General features: G+C 72.4%; 17 protein-coding genes and 3 rRNA genes. 6 read left to right on the plus strand and 14 right to left on the minus strand.

Annotated features, from left to right (window positions below):
• Positions 1-10: 10 nt before the first annotated feature.
• The 5 genes from XF36_RS14040 to XF36_RS14060 are packed head-to-tail and all read left to right on the plus strand — an operon-like array spanning position 11 to position 6,391.
• Entirely contained in the window at positions 11-1,603 is a 1,593-nt protein-coding gene (locus tag XF36_RS14040; RefSeq protein WP_060712333.1) for a hydantoinase/oxoprolinase family protein, read from the plus strand.
• Positions 1,600-2,676 (plus strand): DUF917 domain-containing protein, encoded by a 1,077-nt coding sequence (locus XF36_RS14045; RefSeq protein WP_060712334.1) that lies wholly within the window; start codon positions 1,600-1,602, stop codon positions 2,674-2,676. Before XF36_RS14040 ends, XF36_RS14045 begins: the two co-directional genes overlap by 4 nt.
• Entirely contained in the window at positions 2,673-3,803 is a 1,131-nt protein-coding gene (locus XF36_RS14050) for a DUF917 domain-containing protein (RefSeq protein WP_060712335.1), read from the plus strand. The genes XF36_RS14045 and XF36_RS14050 overlap by 4 nt, the downstream gene beginning before the upstream one ends.
• A gap of 18 nt (positions 3,804-3,821) precedes the next feature.
• A complete protein-coding gene (locus XF36_RS14055; RefSeq protein ID WP_060712336.1) occupies positions 3,822-4,898 on the plus strand; it encodes a DUF917 domain-containing protein in 1,077 nt (358 codons plus the stop codon).
• Complete coding sequence (locus tag XF36_RS14060) at positions 4,892-6,391, plus strand: PucR family transcriptional regulator (protein ID WP_064485606.1); 1,500 nt, start codon at positions 4,892-4,894, stop codon at positions 6,389-6,391. Before XF36_RS14055 ends, XF36_RS14060 begins: the two co-directional genes overlap by 7 nt.
• Positions 6,392-6,437: 46 nt before the next feature.
• Here the strand turns inward: XF36_RS14060 and XF36_RS14065 are convergent, their stop codons facing one another.
• The 11 genes from XF36_RS14065 to XF36_RS32465 form a co-directional block, all read right to left on the minus strand.
• Positions 6,438-7,070 carry an NUDIX domain-containing protein gene (locus tag XF36_RS14065; protein ID WP_060712338.1) on the minus strand — a complete coding sequence of 211 codons (633 nt, stop codon included), beginning with the start codon at positions 7,068-7,070 and terminating at the stop codon, positions 6,438-6,440.
• 168 nt (positions 7,071-7,238) lie between these two features.
• Positions 7,239-9,017 carry a CTP synthase gene (locus XF36_RS14070; RefSeq protein ID WP_060712339.1) on the minus strand — a complete coding sequence of 593 codons (1,779 nt, stop codon included), beginning with the start codon at positions 9,015-9,017 and terminating at the stop codon, positions 7,239-7,241.
• 22 nt (positions 9,018-9,039) lie between these two features.
• Positions 9,040-9,963 (minus strand): copper transporter, encoded by a 924-nt coding sequence (locus tag XF36_RS14075; protein WP_060712340.1) that lies wholly within the window; start codon positions 9,961-9,963, stop codon positions 9,040-9,042.
• Complete coding sequence (gene steA / locus XF36_RS14080; RefSeq protein ID WP_060714689.1) at positions 9,960-11,147, minus strand: putative cytokinetic ring protein SteA; 1,188 nt, start codon at positions 11,145-11,147, stop codon at positions 9,960-9,962. Before steA ends, XF36_RS14075 begins: the two co-directional genes overlap by 4 nt.
• Before the next feature lie 284 nt (positions 11,148-11,431).
• Positions 11,432-13,405, minus strand: a complete 1,974-nt coding sequence (recN, locus tag XF36_RS14085) for a DNA repair protein RecN (RefSeq protein WP_082375415.1) — start codon at positions 13,403-13,405, stop codon at positions 11,432-11,434.
• Positions 13,406-13,495: 90 nt separating this feature from the next.
• A complete protein-coding gene (locus XF36_RS14090) occupies positions 13,496-14,422 on the minus strand; it encodes an NAD kinase (RefSeq protein ID WP_060712341.1) in 927 nt (308 codons plus the stop codon).
• Entirely contained in the window at positions 14,419-15,252 is an 834-nt protein-coding gene (locus XF36_RS14095) for a TlyA family RNA methyltransferase (RefSeq protein WP_060712342.1), read from the minus strand. The genes XF36_RS14090 and XF36_RS14095 overlap by 4 nt, the downstream gene beginning before the upstream one ends.
• A gap of 2 nt (positions 15,253-15,254) precedes the next feature.
• A complete protein-coding gene (locus XF36_RS14100) occupies positions 15,255-15,461 on the minus strand; it encodes a hypothetical protein (RefSeq protein WP_060712343.1) in 207 nt (68 codons plus the stop codon).
• A gap of 70 nt (positions 15,462-15,531) precedes the next feature.
• The gene (locus XF36_RS14105) at positions 15,532-16,539 is read right to left on the minus strand and encodes an HAD-IIA family hydrolase (protein ID WP_060712344.1); all 1,008 of its coding nucleotides are present in this window, start codon (positions 16,537-16,539) and stop codon (positions 15,532-15,534) included.
• A complete protein-coding gene (locus XF36_RS30465; RefSeq protein WP_145981362.1) occupies positions 16,536-17,771 on the minus strand; it encodes a tetratricopeptide repeat protein in 1,236 nt (411 codons plus the stop codon). Before XF36_RS30465 ends, XF36_RS14105 begins: the two co-directional genes overlap by 4 nt.
• A complete protein-coding gene (locus XF36_RS32465) occupies positions 17,768-17,938 on the minus strand; it encodes a hypothetical protein (protein WP_168169438.1) in 171 nt (56 codons plus the stop codon). Before XF36_RS32465 ends, XF36_RS30465 begins: the two co-directional genes overlap by 4 nt.
• 364 nt (positions 17,939-18,302) lie before the next feature.
• Between XF36_RS32465 and XF36_RS31590 the strand changes: the two genes are divergently transcribed.
• Positions 18,303-19,805, plus strand: coding sequence for a hypothetical protein (locus XF36_RS31590; protein ID WP_145981363.1), 1,503 nt, complete (start codon positions 18,303-18,305; stop codon positions 19,803-19,805).
• A gap of 1 nt (position 19,806) precedes the next feature.
• Here the strand turns inward: XF36_RS31590 and rrf are convergent.
• The 3 genes from rrf to XF36_RS14125 form a co-directional block, all read right to left on the minus strand.
• A 5S ribosomal RNA gene (gene rrf / locus XF36_RS14115) occupies positions 19,807-19,923 on the minus strand.
• Positions 19,924-20,030: 107 nt separating this feature from the next.
• Positions 20,031-23,120, minus strand: a 23S ribosomal RNA gene (locus XF36_RS14120).
• A gap of 339 nt (positions 23,121-23,459) precedes the next feature.
• Positions 23,460-24,979: ribosomal RNA gene (locus tag XF36_RS14125) — 16S ribosomal RNA — on the minus strand.
• Together the 16S, 23S and 5S rRNA genes form the textbook arrangement of a ribosomal RNA operon.
• Positions 24,980-25,049: the final 70 nt, after the last annotated feature.

The following is a 25,049-nucleotide window of genomic DNA, read 5'->3' on the forward strand; positions in this document are numbered from 1 at the left end:
GGAGCACTCCATGCGCATCGGCATCGACGTCGGCGGCACCAACACCGACGCCGTCCTGCTCGACGACGCCCCGGCCGGCGGAGTCCGGGTACTGGCCGCCGTCAAGTCCGCGACCACCGACGACGTCACCTCCGGCATCGTCGGCGCGCTCACCGGCCTGCAGGCCGACCACCCGTTCTCCCCCACCGACGTCGACGCCGTGATGATCGGGACGACGCACTTCGTCAACGCCCTGGTCGAGGCCCGACGCCTCGCCCCCACCGCCGCGCTGCGCCTGGGCCTGCCCGCCACCGCGGCGCTGCCGCCGATGGTCGACTGGCCGCAGCGGCTGGTCGACGCGATCGCCGGGCGCGGCTACCTCGCCCACGGCGGCCACGAGTTCGACGGCCGCCGGATCTCCCCGCTCGACCCGGACGAGCTGCGCCGCCACGCCGCGGACATGGCCGCGCACGGCGTCCGCTCGGTCGCGATCTCCTCGGTGTTCTCCCCGGTGACCAGCGAGTGCGAGCTGGCCGCAGCGGAGATCCTCGCCGAGGAGCTGGGCCAGGACGTCCCGATCTCGCTGTCCCACGAGATCGGCCGGGTCGGGCTGCTGGAGCGGGAGAACGCGACGATCGTCAACGCCGCGCTGCGCGAGCTCGCCGCGCACATCGTCGACGCGCTCGCCGGGGCGGTGCAGGGCCAGGGCATCACCGCGCCGCTGTACCTGTCGCAGAACGACGGCACCCTGATGGACGTCGGCTACACCCGTCGCTACCCGGTGGCGACGTTCGCCTCGGGTCCGACCAACTCGATGCGCGGAGCCGCCGTGCTGTCCGGGCTGGGCACCTGCGCGGTCGTCGACGTCGGCGGCACCACCTCCGACGTCGGTGTGCTGACCGCCGGCTTCCCGCGCGAGGCCGCCGTCGAGGTCAGCGTGGCCGGGGTACGCACCAACTTCCGGATGCCCGACGTGCTCAGCGTCGGCATCGGCGGCGGCTCCCTGGTCCGCACCGGCGACCCCGGACGGTCCGAGGGGCCCACCGTCGGCCCGGACTCGGTCGGCTACCGGCTCACCGAGCGGGCGCTGGTGTTCGGCGGCGACACCCTGACCGCGACCGACATCGCCGTCGCGGCGGGCCGGGCCGACATCGGCGACCGCTCCCTGGTCGCCGGGCTGTCCCGGGAGCTGGTGACCGCGGCGCTGGACCGGATCGCCTCCGACGTCGCCGACGTCGTGGACCGCATGCGGATCTCCGCCGACCCGCTGCCGGTGGTCGCCGTCGGCGGCGGCTCGGTGCTGCTGCCCGACGCCTTCCCCGGGCTGGGCGCGGTGCACCGCCCGGAGAACTTCGCCGTCGCCAATGCGATCGGCGCGGCGATCGCGCAGGTCGGTGGGGAGGTCGACCGGGTGTACGCGATCGAGCCGGGACGCCGCGACGCCGTCGTCGACGCCGCCAAGCAGGAGGCGGTCGACCGTGCGGTCGCCTCCGGCGCCGACCCCGGCTCCGTCGCGCTCGTCGACTTCGACGAGGTCCCCATCCCCTACCTGCCCGGCAACGCGACCCGCATCCGCGCCAAGGCGGTCGGCGACCTGCGTCTGGAGCGGAGGGTGACCCGGTGACCGGCGTGCTGACCGTCGAGGACCTGCCCGCGCTCGCCCGGGGTGCCGCGCTGCTGGGGACCGGCGGCGGTGGTGACCCCTACCTGGGACGGCTGCTGGCCCAGCGGGCGCTGCGCGAGCACGGGCCGGTGCCGCTCGTCGACCCCGCCGACCTGCCCGACGACGCCGCCGTGTTCGTCGTCGCGCAGATGGGGGCGCCGACGGTGAGCGTGGAGAAGCTGCCCGCCTACGACGAGATCGGCCGCGCGGTCACCGCGCTCGCCGGGCACCTGGGGGTCACGCCCACCCACGTCGCGTGCATCGAGGCCGGCGGCATCAACTCCACGATCCCGGTGGCCGGTGCGGCGATGCTCGGGCTGCCGCTGGTCGACGGCGACGGCATGGGCCGGGCGTTCCCCGAGCTGCAGATGGTGCTGCCCGGCATCGCCGGCGTCCCCGCCACCCCGATGTCGATCACCGACGAGCAGGGCAACACCGGCGTCCTGCACTGCCCAACCGCGAAGTGGGCCGAGGACCTCGCCCGCTCCATGACGATCACCATGGGCTGCACCGCGATCATCTCGAACTACCCGATGACCGGGGCCCGGGCGCGGGAGACGATGATCCGCGGCACCCTCGGGCTCTGCGTGCGTATCGGGCGTGCCATCGCCGGGGCCCGGGCCGGGTTCACCGACCCGGTCGCCGCGGCCGCCGCCGAGATCGGCGGACGCGTGGTGCACACCGGGAAGGTCGTCGACGTCGAGCGGCGCACCACCACCGGGTTCGCCCGCGGGACGGCGACGCTGTCCGGCGGGTGCGTGCTGCACTTCCAGAACGAGCACCTGATCGCCGAGGTCGGCGGCGCGACGGTCGTCACCACCCCGGACCTGATCATGGTGCTGGACACCGCGACCGGGGAGCCGGTGACCACCGAGGCGCTGCGCTTCGGGCACCGGGTCAGCGTGCTCGCCGCCCCCGCGGACCCGCGCTGGCACACCCCGGAGGCGATCACCGTCGTCGGACCGCGGTACTTCGGCTACGACACCGACCCGGTACGGGTCGGCGACACCGCCACGGACGGAGCGCCGGTATGAGCTGGACCCTGACCCCCGACGACCTGCCCGACCTCGCCCGCGGTGCCGCGCTGCTCGGGACCGGCGGCGGGGACCCCTACATCGGACGGCTCATGGTGGAGCAGGCGATGCGCGAGCACGGGCCGGTCACCGTGCTCGATCCGGCCGATCCGGCCGACCTGCCGGAGGAGATGTTCGTCATCGCGACGGCGATGATGGGCGCGCCCACGGTGATGATCGAGAAGATCCCGCGCGGCGACGAGCCGGTGCTCGCCCTGCGCCGGCTGGAGCAGCACCTCGGGCGCACCGCGGACGCGACCATCCCGATGGAGTGCGGCGGCATCAACTCGACGATCCCGCTGCTGGTCGCGGCCCGGACCGGGCTGCCGGTGATCGACGGCGACGGCATGGGCCGGGCGTTCCCGGAGCTGCAGATGGAGACCTTCGGGGTGTACGGCGTGCCCGGGTCCCCGATGGTCGTCGCCGGGGACCACGGCGAGTCGGTGCTCATCGACACCGGCACCGACAACCACCGCATGGAGCACCTCGCGCGGGGCGCCGCCATCCGGATGGGCGGGTCCGCGCTGATCGCGGAGTACCCGATGTCCGGCGCCGAGGTGCGCCGCACCGCGATCCCGCACACCCTCACCCTGGCGCTGCGGCTGGGCCGTGCGATCCGGGAGGCGCGCGAGCAGCTCGGTGACCCGGTCGCGGCGATCGCCGACACGCTGGCGCCGACGCTCTACCGGCACCTGCGGGTGCTGTTCGCCGGCAAGGTCACCGACGTCGAGCGGCGCACCGTCGACGGGTTCGCCCGCGGCACCGCCCGGTTCACCGCGTTCGACGGCGGCTCGGAGCTCCGCACGGTCTTCCAGAACGAGACCCTGGTCGCCACCGTCGACGACACCACCGTCGCGGTCGTCCCGGACCTCATCTGCGTGCTCGAGGCCGAGTCCGGGGAGCCGATCACCACCGAGGCACTGCGCTACGGCCAGCGCGTCGTCGTGGTGGGGATCTCCACCCCGGACATGATGCGCACGCCGGAGGCCCTCGCCGTGTTCGGGCCGGCCTGTTTCGGTCTGGACGTGGAGTTCGTACCGCTGGAGGCGGCGGTCCCCCGGGGAGCGGGCGCCACGGACCGGGTCTGACCTAGCAGCATCCCCGGCGTGGAGGTGACCGCAGGCGACGTCGACGCCCTCGTCACCGGGGTGCTGCTGCTGGGCTCCGGCGGGGGCGGCGACGCCCGGGTGTACGCCCACGTGCTGCGGTCGGTGCTGGCGGCGGGCCCGGTCCGGCTGCACTCCCCGGCGGAGCTCGGCGACGCCCCGGTCGTGCCGGTCGGGATGCTCGGCGGCACCCGGGTGCTGGGCGAGAAGCTGCCCTCCGGCGACGAGCTGCCCGCGGCCGTGCGCGCTCTGGTCCGCTGGACCGGGGTCGAGCCGGCCGCGGTCATGCCGTTCGAGGCGGCCGGGCTGAACGGCGTGCTGCCGCTGCCGCTGGCCCACCAGCTGGGGCTGCCGCTGGTCGACGCCGACCTGATGGGGCGCGCGCTGCCCCGGGTCGACCAGCTGACCCGGGTCGTCGCCGGGGGCGCGGTGACGCCGATGGCGCTGGCCGAGCCGGCCGGGCAGACCGTCGTCGTCGACGGCGGGGACGCGGTGTCGACCGAGCTGACCGTGCGGGCGTTCGTCGCCCAGGCGGGCGGCTGGGCCGGGACGGTGATGGCGCCCGCACCGGCCTCGGCCGCGCTCGACGACGCCTGCCTGGGCACGCTGGGCCGCGCACTGGGGCTGGGTCACGCGCACGCCGGGCTGGGTGACACCCCGGCACCCGCCCGCGTCGCGGACGCGCTCGGCGGGTACCCGCTCGGCGACGGCCGGGTGGTGGACGTGCGCCGCTCCCCCGTCGGCCGGTTCGGCCGGGCCGCGGTCACCGTCGACGCGCCCGGCACGGGCGTCCTGCGGATCGAGGCGGAGAACGAGTACCTGCTGGTGCTCGCCGACGGCGAGACGGTGGCCGCGTCGCCGGAGGTGATCGTGCTGCTGGACCGTCGCTCGGCCGCGCCGATCGCCGCCGACGCCGTCCGCTCCGGCGACGACGTGCTGGTCGTGGTGCTGCCCGCGCCGCCGTGGTGGGCGGCCCGCCCGCACGCCGCGGTCCACGTCGGTCCGCAGGCGTTCGGGCTCGGGCCGCCCACGGCCCGCGGCGGGGCGGCGCCGTCCGGGACGGGGGCGGGATGGTGACCGGCGGGCTGGGTCTGTCCGGGCTGCTCGCGCACCCCGACTGGGCCGCGGTGCGCTCGCTGGGCGGTCCCGTCCCGGACGGTGCCACGGTCGAGCGGGTGGTCACCGTCGCCGACCTGCACGCCGACCCGGGTGAGGTGCGGGCGGCGTTGCTGACGGTCGCGGTGTCCGCGCCCCGCGAGGACTGGCACCTGGACGTGCTGCTGCGCCGCGCCGTCGCGGCCGGGGCCGTTGCGGTACTGCTCGCCGGGGACGCCCCGTTGCACCCGGCGTGCCGGCTGCTCGCCGCGCGGATGGGGCTGCCGGTGCTCGGCGCACCGGACGCGCTGGCCGCCGCGCTGACCGCGACCCGGCTGCTGCAGGAACCCGACCAGGTGGTCGCGGCACTCGTCGGTCGGACGGCGGCGGTGTGCGGGGTCCCGCACGGCGGCGTCGACGACCTCGTCGCGGACCTGGCCCGGACCTGGCGGCGGCCGGTGTGGCTGCTCGACCCGGGCGGCTCGGTCGTCGCGGGCGCGGACCCGGCGGACCCGGCGGGCCCCGCGCCCCCGCCGCCCGCCGTCGGGTCGGCACTGCTGGAGGTGGCGTTCGGTCCGGGCCAGCCGGACGGCCGCCTGGCCGTCACCGAGCCGGAGGGGGTGCCCGCCGAGACCGCGGCGCTGCGGGCGGCGCTGGCCGTCGCCGCGAACTCGGTCCGTCAGCGGCTCGCCGAGCAGCGGCTCACCGTGGAGCGCGACGCGCGGCTGCGGACGGCGCTGCTCGCCGAGATCCTGCAGGCCGGGGACCCGCTCCCCGCCGGGCTGCGGCGCCGGGCGCTCGACGCGGGCTGGTCGCTCGACGGCTGGCACGCGGGCCTGCGGATCGACGTGCCGTCCTCGGTGGACGTAGTCGCGGCCCGGGAGCAGGTGCTGCGGGCGGTGGAGACGGCGCGGCTGCGGGCGGTCGTCGTCGAACAGGGGCCGGGGTGGAACGCCTGGACGACGTTCGACCACGAGCCCGTCGCCGGCGAGCTGCAGCAGCACGCAACGGCCGCGCGGCGCACCCAGTGGCTGCTGCGGGAGTCCCTGCCGACCTCGACCGGGGTGGGACGGGTGCACCGCGGGGCGGGCGGGCTGGCCCGGACCCTCGGCGAGGCCGGGGACGCGGCCCGGCTCGCGGCCGAACGCACGACCAGCGGCCGGTTCGTCCACGTCGACCGGCTCGGCCTGGGGGCGCTGCTGCTGGCCTGGACCCGCACCGACACCTTCCTGCCCGCCGCCAGGTCGATGCTGGAACCCCTGCAGGGCAGGCCCGGGGACCTGCTGACGACGCTGACCGCCTACCTGGACGCGGAGTCGTCGCTGACCGAGACCGCGGCGGTGCTCGGGGTGCACCGCAACACCGTCGCGACCCGGATCGAACGGGTGCGCCACGTGCTCGGCGTCGACCTCGCCGACCCGGACGAGCGCCTCGCCCTGCACCTGGCGTGCCGCAGCGTGCTGTTCCACAGCTGAACGCGGCTACGGCCGGAGGATGCGGCACCCCGCGGCGGGGGGGCGGTCACTCGTCGGCGCGGCGGGCGAAGCGGAACGGCCGGTCAACCCACTCGGCGTCGACCGGCCGCGGGTCGAACTCCCCGGCCAGGACCGCGCGGGCCGCGAGCAGCCCGGCGCAGGACACCGCGTTCACGATCTCCCCGGAGAACACCATCCCGAGCGCCTCGGCGATCGGGATCCAGCGCAGCTCCAGGTCGGCCTCCTCGTCGTCGCCCAGGTCGGGGCGGGGCTTCTCGACGAGGTCGCGCGCCAGGAAGATGCGGACCGACTCGTCGGAGAACCCGGGCGAGGGCACGACGTCGAGCAGCACCGACCAGTCGCGCGCCGACAGCCCGGCCTCCTCGGTCAGCTCCCGGTCGGCGGTGACCGCGGGGTCCTCCCCCGCCACGTCGAGCAGGCCCGCGGGGAGCTCCCACAGCCGTCGCCGGACGGCGTGGCGGTACTGGTGCAGCATCCGGACCCGCCCGGACCCGTCGACCGCGACGACGGCGACCGCGCCCGGGTGCTCCAGGATCTCGCGGGTCGCGACCCGGCCGCCGGGCATGCCGACGCGGTCGGACCGCAGCGCCATGACACGGCCGGAGTAGATGTCGGTGGCCGAGCGGACCGGGAAGTCGTGCTCACCGGGGCGGGTCACCGGGCCACCGCCCGGCGGGTGCGCAGTTCGATCACCCGTCGGACAGTAGTCGCCGGGCCCCGCCCGAGCGGGCGAGCGGGCCGTACGGGCCGCGCCCCGCGCCCGGCGGCAGGGCACCCGACCAGCAGACCGGACCGCAGCACCGAGGGCGGCCCGGTCCGGTCGGGGTCAGCGGACGGGGGTGCTCTCGGCCGGGGCCACGCCGTTGCCGCCCGCGCCGACGGCGACGTCGTCGCCCTCGACCGTCTCGGCGTCGTCGGCGTCGGCGTTGTCCCGGCCGGGCAGGTGCACCGGCAGCCGGTCCTCGGCCCGGTAGCGCAGCGCCGCCTTCACGAACGCCGCGAACAGCGGATGCGGCCGGGTCGGCCGGCTCTTGAGCTCCGGGTGCGCCTGGGTCCCGACGAAGAACGGGTGCTGCGACGACGGCAGCTCCACGAACTCCACCAACGTGCCGTCCGGGGAGGTCCCGAACACCAGGCCCGCCTCGGTGAGCTGCTGCCGGTAGGCGTTGTTGACCTCGAAGCGGTGCCGGTGCCGCTCGGAGATCTCGCGCGTCCCGTAGGCCTTCGCCGCGACCGAGCCGGGCTGCAGCACCGCCGGGTAGGCGCCCAGGCGCATGGTGCCGCCCATGTCCCGCTCACCCGCGACGACGTCGCGCTGGGTCGCCATCGTCGAGATGACCGGGTGTGCGGTCTCCGGGTCGAACTCGGTCGAGCTGGCACCCTCCAGGCCGGCGACGGTGCGCGCGGTCTCGATGACCATGCACTGCAGGCCCAGGCACAGCCCCAGGGTGGGGATGCGCCGGGTGCGGGCGTGGGTGATCGCGCCGAGCTTGCCCTCGATGCCGCGGATGCCGAAGCCGCCGGGGATGAGCACCCCGTCGACGCCGTCGAGCGCCTCGGCCGCGCCGGCCGGGGTCTCGCACGAGTCCGACGGCACCCAGCGGACCGCGACCTTGGCATGGTGGGCGAAGCCCCCGGCCCGCAGCGCCTCGGTGACCGAGAGGTAGGCGTCGGGCAGGTCCACGTACTTGCCGACCAGCGCGATCGTCGCAGTCTCCCGCGGGTGGTGGACGCGGTCGAGCAGGTCGCCCCACACGGTCCAGTCCACGTCGCGGAAGGGCAGCCCGAGCCGGCGCACAACGTAGGCGTCGAGGCCCTCACCGTGCAGCACCTTCGGGATGTCGTAGATCGACGGGGCGTCCGGGCACGCGGCGACGCCGTCGAGCTCGATGTCGCACATCAGCGAGATCTTGCGCTTCATGCCCTCGGGGATGTCCCGGTCGGCGCGCAGGACCACCGCGTCGGGCTGGATGCCGATGTTGCGCAGCGCCGCGACGGAGTGCTGGGTCGGCTTGGTCTTCAGCTCGCCCGACGGCGCCAGGTACGGCACCAGCGACACGTGCAGGAAGAAGCAGTTGTCCCGGCCGACCTCGTGGCGGACCTGCCGGGCGGCCTCGACGAACGGCAGCGACTCGATGTCGCCGATGGTGCCGCCGACCTCGGTGATGACCACGTCGGGGGCCACGCCCTCGGCGTCGGGCTCGGCCATCGCGAGGACGCGGTCCTTGATCTCGTTGGTGATGTGCGGGATGACCTGGACGGTGTCGCCGAGGTACTCGCCGCGGCGCTCCTTGGCGATGACCTCGGAGTAGACCTGGCCGGTGGTCACGTTGGCCCGCCCGGCGAGGTCGCGGTCCAGGAACCGCTCGTAGTGGCCGACGTCGAGGTCGGTCTCGGCGCCGTCCTCGGTGACGAACACCTCGCCGTGCTGGAACGGGTTCATCGTCCCGGGATCGACGTTGAGGTACGGATCGAGCTTCTGCATGGTGACGCGAAGCCCGCGCGCGGTGAGCAACTGACCGAGACTGGAGGCGGTCAGGCCCTTACCCAGCGAGGACGCGACCCCACCGGTGACGAAGAGATGACGGGTGGCGCGAGTCTGCACGGAGCTTCAGCCTACCGATCGGTCAAGGGGCGGCGGGAACCGGCCCCGCCGTTCCGGCCCCGGAACCGTAGCGGCCGGTGCCCCCTGCCTGTCGTTCGGCGAGTGCGAGCACGGTCGCGACCCGCCCGGCCCCGGTGCCGACGCCGTCGACGGTGGCGAGCCGGCCCACCGGCCCTGCCCCGGCCGCCCGGGCGGCGGCGACGGCTGACCCCTCCGCGGCGTCCCGCCCGGCCAGCACGGCTCCCGCACCCCGACGGTCGAGCTCGGCGGCCAGTGCCGCGGCGGTGCCGGCCGAGGCGTCGGCGTCCACCCCGGAGTACGCCGCCCCGGTCACGACGACGGCGAGTCTCCCGGCCGCGGGGCTGCCCTGCGGGGCCTCGGCGAAGCCGCCGCCGGCGAGCCCGGCGAGGACCGTGCCGGCCGCGTCCGGGGCGGGTGCGGGGCCGTCGGGCGGGGTCAGCAGCGCGGAGCCGAGCAGGCCCCCGGCGAGCGCACCGGCGTCGGTGGCGGTGGGGAGCTGCGCCCCCGACGGCAGCAGCCGCGCGGACAGGTCGCGCAGCTGGTCGGCGCGGGCCGGGTCGGTGACGGCCGGGGTGAGCACGACCTCCCCCGCGACGCTGCCCCCCGCGGTGACGACGAGCTCGGCGACCGCGCGCGTGTCGGCCGGGTCGGCACCGAGCGAGACGACGGTCACCGGCACCCCGGTGAGCTTCCCGCGCACCAGGTCCGGTCCGACGCGGCCGGCGAACTCGTCGCTGGCGTGCAGCTGCGCGGCCAGGGCGTCGCGTTCGGCGCTCAGCCGGGCGGTCTCTCCCGTGTCCGCCCCCGAGGCCGCGACGTCGGCGATGCGCTGCGGCAGCCCGACGACGGCGAGGGCGAACCCGGCCGCGAGGGCCAGCACGAACACCGCGACCAGGGCGATGCGGTGGTGGCGCCGCGAGATCACGCCGGGAACCATCCGGCGACCAGGGCCCGCACGCTCTCCAGCACCCCGCGCAGCCACTCCAGCACCGCCGGACCGCCGCCGGACACGAGCACCGCGACGACGACCGCGACCACGGCGGCCGCGACGAGCAGCAGCAGCGGCGCGAACGAGGTCCGGCTCCGGTACATCTGCGCGATCATCGCGCCGTCGACGACACTGCCCCCCGCCTGGAGCCGGGTCAGGAAGGTGGAGGCGTTGCTGCCGGAGCGTCCGCGGTCGAGGAACTCCCCCATCGACGCGGACAGCCCGACCGTGACGATCGTCGAGGCGCCGCGGTGGTGGGCCAGCAGCAGCGCCAGGTCCTCGGGGTTGGCCATCGACGGGAAGGTGACGGCGCTGGCGCCCAGGTCCTGCACGCGGTGCAGCCCCGGGGCGTGCCCGTCGGGGAAGGCCGGGACGACGACGTCGGCGCCGCTGGTCAGTGCCTGGTTCGACACCTCGGAGGGGTCGGCGACGATGAGGTCGGGGCGGTGGCGCGCGCCCAGCAGCGCGTCCGCCCCGGCCCCGACGCCGATGAGCACCGGCCGGTACTCCTTGATGTAGGCCTTGAGCTGCTTGAGCACGGCGAGGTGCTCGAACCCGGCGGCGACGACGAGCACCGGCCGTCCGTCGAGGGCGACGTCGACCTCCGGGACGCCGTGCCCGTCGAGCAGCAGCGAACGCTCCCGGCGCATGAACTCGATGGTGTTCGCGGCGAACGCCTCGAGCTGGTGGGTCAGACCCTGTTTGGCCTCGTCCAGGGCGTCGGCGACGGTGTCCTCGGTCTGCTCGCGGCCCTCGCACAGCGGCTGCTCACCGGAGTAGAGGACGCCGTCGTGCAGCCGCACCCGGATGCCGTCCTTGACGGCGCGGAGGGTGTCGGGACCGCAGTCGTCGACGAGCGGGACACCCGCCTCGACGAGCACCTGCGGGCCGAGGTTCGGGAACCGGCCGGAGATCGACGGCGCGGCGTTGACGACGGCGGCGACCCGGGCGGCGACGAGCGCGTCCGCGGTCGCCCGGTCCAGGTCGACCTGGTCGATCACGGCGATGTCGCCGGGCCGCAGGCGCCGGAGCAGCGACTCGATGCGGCGGTCGGCGCGTGCCGGGCCGGTCAGGCCCGGCAGCTCCGGTCGGGAACGGTGCAGCAGGCCGGACAGCTTCATGTCGCGCACTGTGACAGGTGGGGCGCCCGTGACCACGGAGGCACGCCGCGTGAGACTGTGACGTCACTGGCCCGGACCATCCCCCGCGCCGCCGGCCGGCGGCAATCGGAGCAACGGCCTGCTCACCCGCAGCGACGGCACGCTGGCCGGGTATCTCACACTGGCCACCCGGCCCGGCCGCTCACCCTGGCCGTCCGGCCTTGTCGATCTGCTCGGCCGTCCGGCACTGTTGATCAGCTCGGCCGTTCGCCCCGGCCGCTCAGCCCGATCGCTCGCCCGGCCAGTCAGCCAGCCCGGGCGACCCGGCGACGCCGCGGCGACGCCGCAGGACGGGTCGCCGCGCCGTCCGAGCCGGTTCCCCGGGTGTCGGTGCCGCAGGAATCGCTGCCGCGCGGCCCGGGGACCGTCCCCTCCGCCTGCGCGGTGGCGAACTCGGTCTCCGCGTCCCGCGGGGGCCGGCCGCGCCGGGACTGCGCGCGCCGCGACCGGACCTCGGCGAGATCCGCGGGGCGTGCCGCCGCGCGGTCGGCCTCACGGTGCGCGGTCGCGGCGCTGAGCAGCTCCTCGGCGTGCGCGCGGCCGGTGTCGGTGTCGTCCATCCCGGCCAGCATCCGTGCCAGCTCCCCGGTGCGCTCCTGTTCGGTGAGCCGCCGCACGCTGGAGCGGGTGACCCCCGCCCCCGACGCCTTCTGCACCACGAGGTGCCGGTCGGCGTACGCCGCGACCTGCGGCAGGTGCGTGACGACGATGACCTGGTGCCGCGAGGCCAGCTGCGCGAGCCGGCGGCCGATCTCCACCGCTGCCCGGCCGCCGACGCCGGCATCGACCTCGTCGAACACCATGGTCGGCACCGGGTCGGCTCCGGCGAGCGCGACCTCCAGGGCCAGCATGACGCGGGACAGCTCACCGCCGGAGGCCCCCTTGTGCAGGGGCTGGGCCACCGCGCCGGCGTGCGGGACGAGCCGGATCTCGACCTCGTCGACACCGCTCGCCCCGGCCTGGCAGCGCCGCCCGCCGACCTCGAGCACCGGCCCGGTGTCGGCGGCGGGCCGCGGCTGCACGCCAACCTGCAGCGTCGCGTCCTTCATGGCGAGACCGGCGAGCTCTGCCGTGGTGGCCTCGGCCAGCCGGGACGCCGCGGCGGTGCGCGCCGCGGTGACCGCGGCGGCGTGCCCGGCCAGCTCACCGGCGAGTGCGTCACGGCGGGCCGACAGCTCGGCCAGCGCCTCGTCGGAGGTGTCGAGCCCGGACAGCCGTTCGCGGGCGGTGGCCGCCCAGGCGAGCACGCCGTCGGTGTCCGCGGCGTACTTGCGGGTGAGCGCCTTGAGCTCCGCCTGGCGGGTCAGGACGCGGGACAGCAGCTCAGGGTCGGCGTCGAGCCGGTCGAGGTAGCCGGACAGCTCGGCCGCGACGTCGGCGAGCACCGCGACGGCCTCGGTCAGACGCGGCCCGAGCTCCTCGAGCGCGGGGTCACCACTGCCCTCGACGAGCCCCTTGGCGTGCCCGGCGAGCCCGACGGCACCGGGGGCCTCGCCGTCGTCCGTCCCGGACAGTGCGAGGTGTGCGCTCTCGGCGGCGGCCCGCAGGTCGTCGGCCTCGGCCATCCGGCGGGCCTGTCCGACGAGCTCGCGGTCCTCCCCGGGCTGTGGGTCGACGGCCTCGATCTCGGCGAGCCCGTGCCGCAGCAGGTCCGCCTCCTGCGCGAGCCGGCGCGCGTTGTCCCGCCGCTCCGCGAGCTCGGTGACCACCTGGAGCCACTCGGTGCGGACCGCCCGGTAGGCGGCCAGCGGGACCGCGACCGGATCCCCGGCGAAGCGGTCGAGCAGGGCACGCTGGTCGGAGCCGCGCAGCAGCCGCAGCTGGTCGTTCTGCCCGTGCACGGCGAGCTGGGTCTCGGCGAGCCTGCCCAGCACCCCGTTGGGCACCGACCGCCCGCCCAGGTGGGCACGGGAGCGCCCGTCGGCCGACACGGTGCGGGCGGCGATCAGCGACCCGTCGTCGTCGGCCTCGGCTCCCACCTCCTCGGCCAGCTCCAGGGCACCCGGCGAGGCCGCGAACCGGCCCTCGACGACGGCCCGCTTCGCCCCGGCCGACACCCGCGAGGACTCCGCGCGGCCACCGCCGAGGAGGTTCAGCCCGGTCACGACCATGGTCTTCCCGGCGCCGGTCTCGCCGGTCAGTACGGTCAGGCCCGGGTCGAGCTCCAGGGTCGCGTCGTCGATCACGCCGAGGCCCTGGATCCGCATCTCGGACAACATGCGTGGGACCATACGTTCGAACACCGACAGCGTTCGAGCCTCGACACGCAGCCAGCACCGAACGGATGTTCCCGTGCGCCGAACGGTCGATCAGGCGTTCGAATCCGGCGGTGGGTTCCGGACCCCGCGCCAGCCCCGGACGGGCAGGTCGAACTTGCGGACGAGCCGGTCGGCGAAGGGCTGCGCGGCCAGGCGCACCATGCGCACCGGCTCCGACGCGCGGCGCAGCTCCACCCGGGCCCCGGGCGGCACGGCGACGGTGCGGCGGCCGTCGCAGTCCAGCACGGCGGACGGGCCGTCGGCGGACACCTCGATGGCGACGGTGCTCTCCGGCGCGATCACCATCGGCCGGGCGAACAGGGCGTGTGCGTTGCTGGGGACCACCAGCAGTGCCTGCACCTGCGGCCAGATGAGCGGGCCGCCCGCGGAGAAGGCGTAGGCGGTGGAGCCGGTCGGGGTGGAGCAGAGCACCCCGTCGCAGCCGAAGGAGGACACCGGGCGGCCGTCGACCTCGAGGACGACCTCGAGGATGCGGCCGCGGGTGGTCTTCTCGACGACGGCCTCGTTCAGCGCCCAGGCCCGGCCGAGGACCTGCCCGGCGGCGGTGACGACGGCCTCGAGGGTGGTGCGTTCCTCGACCTCGTAGTCGCCGTCGGCCAGCTTCTGCAGCGCCTCGGGCAGGGTGTCCTCCTCGGCCTCGGCGAGGAAACCGACGTGGCCGAGGTTGACGCCCAGCAGTGGCACGCCGGCGTGGCGGGCGAGGTCTGCGGCGCGCAGCAGGGTGCCGTCGCCGCCGAGGACCAGGACCGCCTCGGCGCCGCGGGCGCACTCGGGGCTCCCGGGGACCGGGACGGGTTCGTAGCCCGCGGGGACGTCGGGGTCCGCGGCGAGCTCGGCCCACTCGTCGGCGAGTACCCGGGTGCGCAGGCCGAGCCGCCCGAGTTCGCTCATCACGTGCAGCGCGGTCTTGCGGTTGGTGGGCCGCCCGGTGTGCAGGACCAGCAGGACGTCCCTCATGCGGGGCCGTCCGCGACCGCGGCTGCCAGCATCGGTGCGAGCTCGGGCTGCGCGGGGGCGACGCCGGCCGGTCCGTCGGCGGGCCGGCGCAGGTGCAGGAAGTACTCGACGTTGCCCGACGGGCCGGGCAGCGGGCTCGCGGTCGCTCCGAGGACCTGCAGCCCGACCGCGGCGGCGGCGGTCGCGACCCCGTGCAGCGCCTCGGTGCGCAGACCCGGGGCGCGCACGACCCCGCCGGACCCGAGCCGGTCCTTCCCGACCTCGAACTGGGGTTTCACCATGGGCAGCAGGTCGCCTCCGGGCGCGGTGCAGGCGGCGAGTGCCGGCAGCACGGTGCGCAGCGAGATGAACGACAGGTCGGCGACGGTCAGCTCGACCGGTCCGCCGATCTGCGCCGGTTCGAGGGCCCGGACGTTGGTGCGGTCGTGCACGTGGACGCGCTCGTCGGACTGGAGCCGCCACACCAGCTGGCCGTATCCGACGTCGACGGCGACGACCTCCGCCGCCCCGCGGGTGAGCAGCACGTCGGTGAAGCCGCCGGTGGAGGCGCCCGCGTCGAGGCAGCGCCGCCCGGCTGGATCGACGCCGGTGAACGCGTCGAGCGCCCCGAGCAGCTTCTTGGCCCCGCGGGAGGCCCAGTCGGGCTCGCCGGCGTCGTCCGGGCGGACGAGGACGGGTGCGTCCCGGTCCACCACGGTGGCGGGCTTCGCCGCAGGCATGCCGTTGACGACGACCCGGCCGGCGGCGATCAGCTCGGCGGCCTGGCCGCGGGAACGGGCGAGCTTGCGGCGGACGAGCTCGGCGTCCAGCCGGGAACGGGTGGGGCCCATCGTCACTCCCGTTCCGAGCCGGCGCTCAGCGCGCGGCCGAGCGCGGCGTGCACCCGCTCGAACGCGGCCGGGTGCTCGGCGACCGGACGGTCGTCCAGCGCGTCGAGCGCCGCGACGGCCGCGTCGACCTCGGCACGCAGGACAGCGACCGGGCGGTCCTGCTCGGGCCGCGGGTCGCCCGGACGGGGTCCGGGTGCGGGAACGCTCATGGATGGTCTCCGGGGACGGGGTTCTGACGCCACCGTAGCCGACGGTCCCGACAGCGGCGGGGACGCGGCGTCACCGCCCTGGCGGCTCCGCCAGACCGAGGTCGGCCAGCGCCGCGGCGGCGGCCGCACCGTCGGGGCGGACGTCCTGGACGCCATGCTCCCAGGCCACAGCGCAGAGCGCACGCAGCGCGTCCACCGCGGGTTCGGGACCGTCCCCGTCGCCGGAGAGCACGAGCGTGCCGCCGTCGACGGCGATGTGCCACCCGGGTCGCGGTCCGGGGGCCAGCTCGTCCGGTGCACGGGTGAGCGCGGCGAGGTCGGCCCCGATGTGGGTGGGGCGCAGCTCCGCGGCGGCGGCGAGCAGGTCCGCGGCGCCGCTGACCCCGGTCAGGACCATCAGCGACGGGGCGCCCATGGCGTTGGCGCCCTCGATGTCGGTGTCGAGCCGGTCCCCGATGACGAGCGGGGCCCGCGCGTCGCCGGCCCCCTCGCGGAGCAGCCGGGCGGCGGGCTTGCCCGCCACCTGCGGCTGCGCGCCGGTCGCCGTCCGCACGACCTGCACCATCGAGCCGTTGCCCGGCAGTGCACCCCGCTCGGTGGGCAGGGTGGGGTCGACGTTGGAGGCGATCCACAGCGCCCCGGCCCGGACGGCGACGACCGCCTCGGCCAGGATCCGCCATCCGGTGTCGGGCGAGTGCCCCTGGACGACGGCGTCCGTGCCGTCAGCGGCGTCGACGACGGCGAGTCCGCGGGCGCGGACCTCGTCGGCCAGCGCCGAGGTGCCGACGACCAGGACCCGCGCGCCCGGCGGGAGCTGCTCGGCCAGCATCGCGGCCGCGGCCTGCGAGCTGGTGCGGACGTCCTCGACGCGCGCCCGGAACCCGAGCTCGGCGAGGTGCGCGGCGACGTCGGCGGGGCTGCGGGAGGCGTTGTTGGTGACGTAGACCGTGGGAACGCCGCGGTCGGCCGCCCCGAGCACCGCCTCGACGGCCCCCGGGACGACCACGGGGCCCCGGTACAGGGTGCCGTCGAGATCGGCCAGGAGGACGTCGTGGCGGGACAGCAGGTCGTCGGTCACCGGTCGCCGGCCCCGGGGTCCCGGCGCTGGTCCTGGCCCTGAACCTGAACCGTGTCCTGGTCGGTGACGGGTGCGGTCGGGCCCGGCGCGGTGTCGTCCCGTCCGGCCCCGCCCTCCGGGGCCGCGCTGCCGGCGCCCGACGGGCTCGCGGGGTCGGACGGGCCGTCCCCGTCCACGGCGCCCGACGTGGTCCCGCCTGCCGTCACCTGACCGGCGACGGTGTCGGCCTCGGCGTCCCCGCGGATGTCGTCCGTCCCGTCCTGGCCGGTCCGCTCCTCGCGGGTGCCGTCCCCGACGGTCCCGTTCTCGTCGGTCCCGTCCTCGTCGGTTCCGCCGACCACCGGGGCCTCGGTCTCGGCGCTGTCGGCGGACGCGGCATCGGCGCGTGCACTGTCGGCATCGGTGCTCGTGGCACCGCCTGCGTCGGTGCTGCTCTCGGTGTCGTGGTCGGTGCCGTGGTCGGTGTCGTGGTCGTCGGCGGCCGGGGGCACGTCCTCCCAGCCGACGGTGAGCTCGTCGTCGGCGCCCTCGAGCTCGTCGCCGGTCAGCTCGGCGATCCGCGCGGCCGCGTCGGTCTCCCGGTGTGCGTCAGCGTCGTGGGCGTGCACGAACCACTGCACGGCCTCCGACTCACGGCCGGCGGCGAGCAGGTTGTCGGCGTAGGCGTAGAACAGCCGGGCGCTCCACGGGTCGCGGCGCGCCGCGTGGAGTTCGGGGACCTGGAGACCGACGACGGCGGCGTCGGCCTCACCGAGGTCGCGCCGGGCCCCCGCGGCGACGATGAGCAGCTCGATGCGCTCCTCGTGGCCGAGGTCGCGGGCCTCGGGGCTGCGGGCCAGGTCGAGGGCGCGCTCGGGACGTCCGAGGGCGCGCTCGATGTCGGCCATGACGTGCACGTGCCCCGGTCCGCCGCCCATCCGGCGGGCCGCGCGGAACTCGCCGAGAGCCTCGTTCCACTCCCCCGCGTGGTAGGCGACGATGCCGGCGGCCTCGCGGACGACGGCGATCCGCGACGCCCGGCGGCGTGCGTAGCGCACGTGCTCGAGGGCCCGCACGGGGTCCTCGTCGACGAGCAGACCCGCGGCGACGAGGTGCCGCGCCACGACCTCGGCGGTCTCCTTCTGGAGCCCGCGCAGGTCCCGCCGCACACTCGGGTCGAGCTCGGCGGCCGACACCGAGTCCGGCAGGTCCGGCTCGGCGACGAAGGTCCGCTCGGCCGACTCCGGGATCACCCGGCGCGGACGGTCGTCACGGCCACGCTCATTGCGGCCGCGGTCGTTCCGACCCCGGTCGTCGCGCCTGCGGTCGTCCCGGCCGGACCGCGGTCCACGGTCGTCCCGGCCACCACGCGGGCCGCGGTCGTCACGTTCCCGGCGCGGGCCACGGTCGTCACGGTCACGAAGCGGACGACGCTCGTCGCGCCCGGCGGGACGCTCCGCACGGTCCGCGCGGGGGGCGTCGGCGATCCCTGCCGTGCCCGCTGCGACCGGGTCGGTCCCGGCACGGTCGACGGCGTCGGCCCCCGCATCGCGGGAGTCGGTCCCGCGGGTGTCCGTCGCCCGGTCACTGTCGGTCCGGGGGCTGTCGGGTGCGACGGTGCCCGTGCCGCCCACGTCGTCGGTGCGCTCGTCGCGGCCGGCCGGGGCGCCGTCCGCCGCTGCGGACGAGGTGTCCGGTCCCGGGGTGCCGGTACCCGCTGCGGTGGCGTCGGAGGTGACGGCGTCGGAGGTGGCGCCGGTCGACGAGGCAGGCTCGCGACCGTCGTGGATCGGTGTACCGGCCGACGACGGGGTCACGACAGGGGTGTCACCGGCCGGGGCCGACGACGGAGCCGGGTCGGTCTGCACGACGTCCTGGGGCTCCAGGGCCGTGGCCCCCTCGACCTGGCGGCCCTGCGACGGTCGTTCCTCGCGGGCGCGGTACGGGCGCTCCTCCCGGGACCCGCGGTCGTCGCGGTCGCGGAAAGTGCTGCGCCGGCCCTCACCGCGGTCGTCACGACCGCGAGGGGCGCGGTCCTCGCGCTCCCGGTAGGGGCGGACACCGCGGTCGTCACGGCCGCCTGCGGAACGGCCGCCACGCTCGTCGCGGTCGCGGAAGGTGCTGCGCCGGTCCCCGCCGCGGCCGTCACGGCCACGGGGGTCACGGTCGTCGCGCCCGCCGAAGGCGCGGCCGCCACGGTCGTCACGGTCCCGGGACGGGCGGGTGGGCCGGTCCTCGCGGTCGCGGAACGAACGGCCGCCGCGGGCGTCGTCCCGCTGCGGACGAGGCCCACGGTCGTCGCGGTCCCGGAAGGGGCGCGTAGCGCGGTCGTCCCGCCCGCCGAAGGAGCGGCCACCACGGTCGTCACGGTCTCCGGCCGGGCGACCACCGCGGTCGTCGCGGTACGGGCGGCCGCCACGGTCGTCACGGTCGCGGGCGGGCCGTCGGTCGTCACGTCCCTGGTACGAGCGGCCACCGCGTTCGTCGCGGTCGCCCGTGGGTCGTCCTCCGCGGTCGCCGCGGAACGAGCGGCTGCCACGGTCGTCGCCGCCCGAGAACGAGCGGCCACCACGATCGTCGCGGCCGGAGCCCGGACGACCGGCGCGGTCGTCGCGCTCCCGGAAGGACCGACCGCCGCGGTCGTCGTCACGCTGCGGACGGGGTCCACGGTCGTCGCGGTCCCGGTGGGGACGGCGGTCGTCCCGGCCCGAGGTGGGCGGGCCACCGCGGTCGTCGCGGAACGGGCGGCTGCCGCGGTCGTCGCGTCCGCCCCGGAACGAGTCACGGCGGTCACCGCCACCGGACCGACGATCGTCGTCGCGCCGCGGCCGGTCCCGGTTGTCGCCGCGGAAGCCGCTGTCACGCCGGCCGGTCTCACGTCCGCCCCGATCGGTGTCACGTCCGCCCCGGTCGGACCAGGAGCGGCCCTCGGTACGACGGTCGCCTGGACGCCCTCGGTCGTCCCGCACACGGTCGCCGCTGCCGCGGCCAGCCCGGTCGTCGCGACGCGGGCGGTCGTCGCCGTCACGGCGCCGTCCCCGCTGGTCATCGCCGCGCGACCATCCCGACCCGCTGCGCGAGCCGCGCCCCTCGCCTGCCCGGCCGTTGCCGGGACGTTCCCCGTCCGTCACGTGGTCAGGGTACAAACGAACACCGTCACTTCCGCGGTCAGCGACCGCACTGGGCGAACCGCTCCGCGCAGCGAGGCGGACACGGCTGCAGACATACGAAAAAGGGGAGCCCACAGCGGCTTCTACACCGTTGCGGGCTCCCCTTTCAGAGGTTGAATGTCGGCGGCGACCTACTCTCCCACACCCTGGCGAGTGCAGTACCATCGGCGCTGGAAGGCTTAGCTACCGGGTTCGGAATGGGACCGGGCGTTCCCCTACCGCAATGACCACCGACAACACTATTCAACAAACCCCCACACAACAGCATAGGGGGACCTACGAACACACAACCCGCACAGGGGTTATGGGCTCAGGGTCACACAGTGGATGCGAACAACTCGTTGTGGCAAGCCCTCGGCCTATTAGTACCGGTCAACTCCACCCCTCACAGGGCTTCCATCTCCGGCCTATCAACCCAGTCATCTCCTGGGAGCCTTACCCACTCAAAGGTGGTGGGAGACCTCATCTTGGAACAGGCTTCCCGCTTAGATGCCTTCAGCGGTTATCCCTCCCGAACATAGCCAACCAGCCGTGCCCCTGGCGGGACAACTGGCACACCAGAGGTTCGTCCGTCCCGGTCCTCTCGTACTAGGGACAGCCTTCCTCAAGTCTCCAACGCGCGCGGCGGATAGGGACCGAACTGTCTCACGACGTTCTAAACCCAGCTCGCGTACCGCTTTAATGGGCGAACAGCCCAACCCTTGGGACCTACTCCAGCCCCAGGATGCGACGAGCCGACATCGAGGTGCCAAACCATGCCGTCGATATGGACTCTTGGGCAAGATCAGCCTGTTATCCCCGGGGTACCTTTTAGCCGTTGAGCGACACCCCTTCCACAAGGTGGTGCCGGATCACTAGTCCCGACTTTCGTCCCTGCTCGACCCGTCAGTCTCACAGTCAAGCTCCCTTGTGCACTTACACTCAACACCTGATTGCCAACCAGGCTGAGGGAACCTTTGGGCGCCTCCGTTACTCTTTGGGAGGCAACCGCCCCAGTTAAACTACCCACCAGGCACTGTCCCTGAACCAGATCATGGCCCGAGGTTAAGACACCCAATTCGACCAGAGTGGTATTTCAACAACGACTCCACCACCACTGGCGTGATAGCTTCACAGTCTCCCACCTATCCTACACAAGCCGAACCGAGCACCAATACCAAGCTATAGTAAAGGTCCCGGGGTCTTTCCGTCCTGCCGCGCGTAACGAGCATCTTTACTCGTAGTGCAATTTCGCCGAGTCTGTGGTCGAGACAGCGCCCAAGTCGTTACGCCATTCGTGCAGGTCGGAACTTACCCGACAAGGAATTTCGCTACCTTAGGATGGTTATAGTTACCACCGCCGTTTACTGGCGCTTAAATTCTCCGCTTCGCCCCCCGAAAGGGACTAACAGGTCCTCTTAACGTTCCAGCACCGGGCAGGCGTCAGTCCGTATACATCGTCTTGCGACTTCGCACGGACCTGTGTTTTTAGTAAACAGTCGCTTGGGCCTGGTCTCTGCGACCGGCCATCCCTAGCCCGCACGGGGCATCAAGACAACCGGCCCTCCTTCTCCCGAAGTTACGGAGGTATTTTGCCGAATTCCTTAACCACAGTTCGCTCGATCGCCTCGGTATTTTCTACCTGACCACCTGTGTCGGTTTGGGGTACGGGCCGCAACAGCACTCGCTAGAGGCTTTTCTCGACAGCATGGGATCACCCTCTTCGCCTCAATCGGCTACGCATCACCTCTCACCCTTCACAACCCCCCGGATTTACCTAGGAGATCAGGCTACAGGCTTACACCACGACAACCACCGCGTGGCGGAGCTACCCTCCTGCGTCACCCCATCACTTGCCTACTACCAGATCGGATCCCACGCTCCCCCACAAACAACACTCCCGAAGGAACGAAGGTGGGTTCGGATGGTTAGCATCACCAGCCTCGGCATGGACGCACTATCACGAGCACGGGAATATCAACCCGTTGTCCATCGACTACGCCTGACGGCCTCGCCTTAGGTCCCGGCTCACCCTGGGCGGAACAACCTGGCCCAGGAACCCTTGGTCATCCGGCGGCAGAGATTCTCACTCTGCATTCGCTACTCATGCCTGCATTCTCACTCCCACACCCTCCACCCGTAAATCACTCCCGGGCTTCACCAGACGCAGGACGCTCCCCTACCCAACAACACCAAAGATGTCATTGCCACGGCTTCGGCGGTGCGCTTGAGCCCCGCTACATTGTCGGCGCAGGACCACTTGACCAGTGAGCTATTACGCACTCTTTCAAGGGTGGCTGCTTCTAAGCCAACCTCCTGGTTGTCCGGGCGATCCCACATCCTTTCCCACTTAGCGCACGCTTAGGGGCCTTAGCCGGTGATCTGGGCTGTTTCCCTCTCGACCACGAAGCTTATCCCCCGCAGTCTCACTGCCGCGCTCTCACTCACCCGCATTCGGAGTTTGGCTGACTTCGGTAAGCTTGTCGGCCCCCTAGGCCATCCAGTGCTCTACCTCCGGCGAGAAACACACGACGCTGCACCTAAATGCATTTCGGGGAGAACCAGCTATCACGAAGTTTGATTGGCCTTTCACCCCTACCCACAGCTCATCCCCCAGGTTTTCAACCCTGGTGGGTTCGGGCCTCCACGACGTCTTACCGACGCTTCACCCTGGCCATGGGTAGATCACTCCGCTTCGGGTCTACACCCCGCGACTCAACCGCCCTATTCGGACTCGCTTTCGCTACGGCTACCCCACACAGGTTAACCTCGCCACGAAGCATAACTCGCAGGCTCATTCTTCAAAAGGCACGCCATCACCCCGAAAGGCTCTGACGGCTTGTAAGCACACGGTTTCAGGTACTATTTCACTCCCCTCCCGGGGTACTTTTCACCTTTCCCTCACGGTACTTGTCCGCTATCGGTCACCAGGTAGTATTTAGGCTTGACGGGTGGTCCCGCCAGATTCACAGCGAATTCCACGGGCTCGCTGCTACTCGAGAACAATGCCCACAACAGAACCAAACATTTTCGCGTACGGGGCTATCACCCACTACGGCCGACCATCCCAGAATCGTTCCGCTAACACCGGTTCTCGTTGCCCCATCCTCGGCAGAAGATGAACGACACGCCTCACAACCCCGCACCCGCAACGCCTGCCGGCTTGACACGGACACGGTTTAGCCTCTTCCGCTTTCGCTCGCCACTACTCACGGAATCACTATTGTTTTCTCTTCCTGTGGGTACTGAGATGTTTCACTTCCCCACGTTCCCTCCACGCACCCTATGAATTCAGGTACGGGTAACACCCCATGACGGGCGCTGGGTTTCCCCATTCGGACACCCTCGGATCACAGCTCGGTTGACAGCTCCCCGAGGCCTATCGCGGCCTCCCACGTCCTTCATCGGCTCCTGATGCCCAGGCATCCACCATGTGCTCTTAACAACTTGACCACAACAAGATGCTCGCATCCACTATGCAACACTCAACCCACAACCACACCCAACCAAGAAACAACCACCACCCACAACAAGCAGGCGTTAGGAAGCCCTCGACCAGAGCGACCAGAAAAGACCCACCGATCCACAGGAACCAGGTGTCTCCTCAGGACCCAACAGTATGCCAAGCCACAACCGGTCCAACGAACTGCGTTCCACCCAACGCACCCAACCCACGAACGGAATTAATGATGCGAATCAATGAAGGAACCACAGAAACCCACAGAGCACACCTTGCACAACAAGAACCCTGTGAAGCCATGTGGTGCCCCATCACATGATGGGACTCCTTAGAAAGGAGGTGATCCAGCCGCACCTTCCGGTACGGCTACCTTGTTACGACTTCGTCCCAATCGCCAGTCCCACCTTCGACAGCTCCCTCCACAAGGGTTGGGCCGCCGGCTTCGGGTGTTACCAACTTTCGTGACGTGACGGGCGGTGTGTACAAGGCCCGGGAACGTATTCACCGCAGCGTTGCTGATCTGCGATTACTAGCGACTCCAACTTCACGGGGTCGAGTTGCAGACCCCGATCCGAACTGAGACTCACTTTAAGGGATTCGCTCCACCTCACGGTCTCGCAGCCCTCTGTATGAGCCATTGTAGCATGTGTGAAGCCCTGGACATAAGGGGCATGATGACTTGACGTCATCCCCACCTTCCTCCGAGTTGACCCCGGCAGTCTCCCATGAGTCCCCACCATAACGTGCTGGCAACATGGAACAAGGGTTGCGCTCGTTGCGGGACTTAACCCAACATCTCACGACACGAGCTGACGACAGCCATGCACCACCTGCACACCAACCACAAGGGAAGCCCTATCTCTAGGGATGTCTGGTGCATGTCAAACCCAGGTAAGGTTCTTCGCGTTGCATCGAATTAATCCACATGCTCCGCCGCTTGTGCGGGCCCCCGTCAATTCCTTTGAGTTTTAGCCTTGCGGCCGTACTCCCCAGGCGGGGCGCTTAATGCGTTAGCTGCGGCACAGAAACCGTGGAATGGTCCCCACACCTAGCGCCCAACGTTTACGGCGTGGACTACCAGGGTATCTAATCCTGTTCGCTCCCCACGCTTTCGCTCCTCAGCGTCAGTATCGGCCCAGAGACCCGCCTTCGCCACCGGTGTTCCTCCTGATATCTGCGCATTTCACCGCTACACCAGGAATTCCAGTCTCCCCTGCCGAACTCAAGTGATGCCCGTATCGACCGCACGCTCAGAGTTAAGCCCCAAGTTTTCACGGCCGACGCGACACACCGCCTACGAGCTCTTTACGCCCAATAATTCCGGACAACGCTCGCACCCTACGTGTTACCGCGGCTGCTGGCACGTAGTTGGCCGGTGCTTCTTCTCCAGGTACCGTCAATCACTCTTCGTCCCTGGCGAAAGAGGTTTACAACCCGAAGGCCGTCATCCCCCACGCGGCGTCGCTGCGTCAGGCTTCCGCCCATTGCGCAATATTCCCCACTGCTGCCTCCCGTAGGAGTCTGGGCCGTGTCTCAGTCCCAGTGTGGCCGGTCACCCTCTCAGGCCGGCTACCCGTCACCGCCTTGGTAGGCCATCACCCCACCAACAAGCTGATAGGCCGCGGGCCCATCCCCCACCGAAAAAACTTTCCACCACCAACCATGCGATCAATGGTCCTATCCGGTATTAGACCCAGTTTCCCAGGCTTATCCCAGAGTGGAGGGCAGGTCACCCACGTGTTACTCACCCGTTCGCCGCTCGTGTACCCCCGAAAGGGCCTTACCGCTCGACTTGCATGTGTTAAGCACGCCGCCAGCGTTCGTCCTGAGCCAGGATCAAACTCTCCAACAAAACCCCGACAAACAAACACTGGCCACAACACCCGACGAAGCCGAATGCTGCAACCAAACAAAACTTGGCA

The organism is Pseudonocardia sp. HH130629-09 (assembly GCF_001294645.1).
Lineage (GTDB): Bacteria > Actinomycetota > Actinomycetes > Mycobacteriales > Pseudonocardiaceae > Pseudonocardia.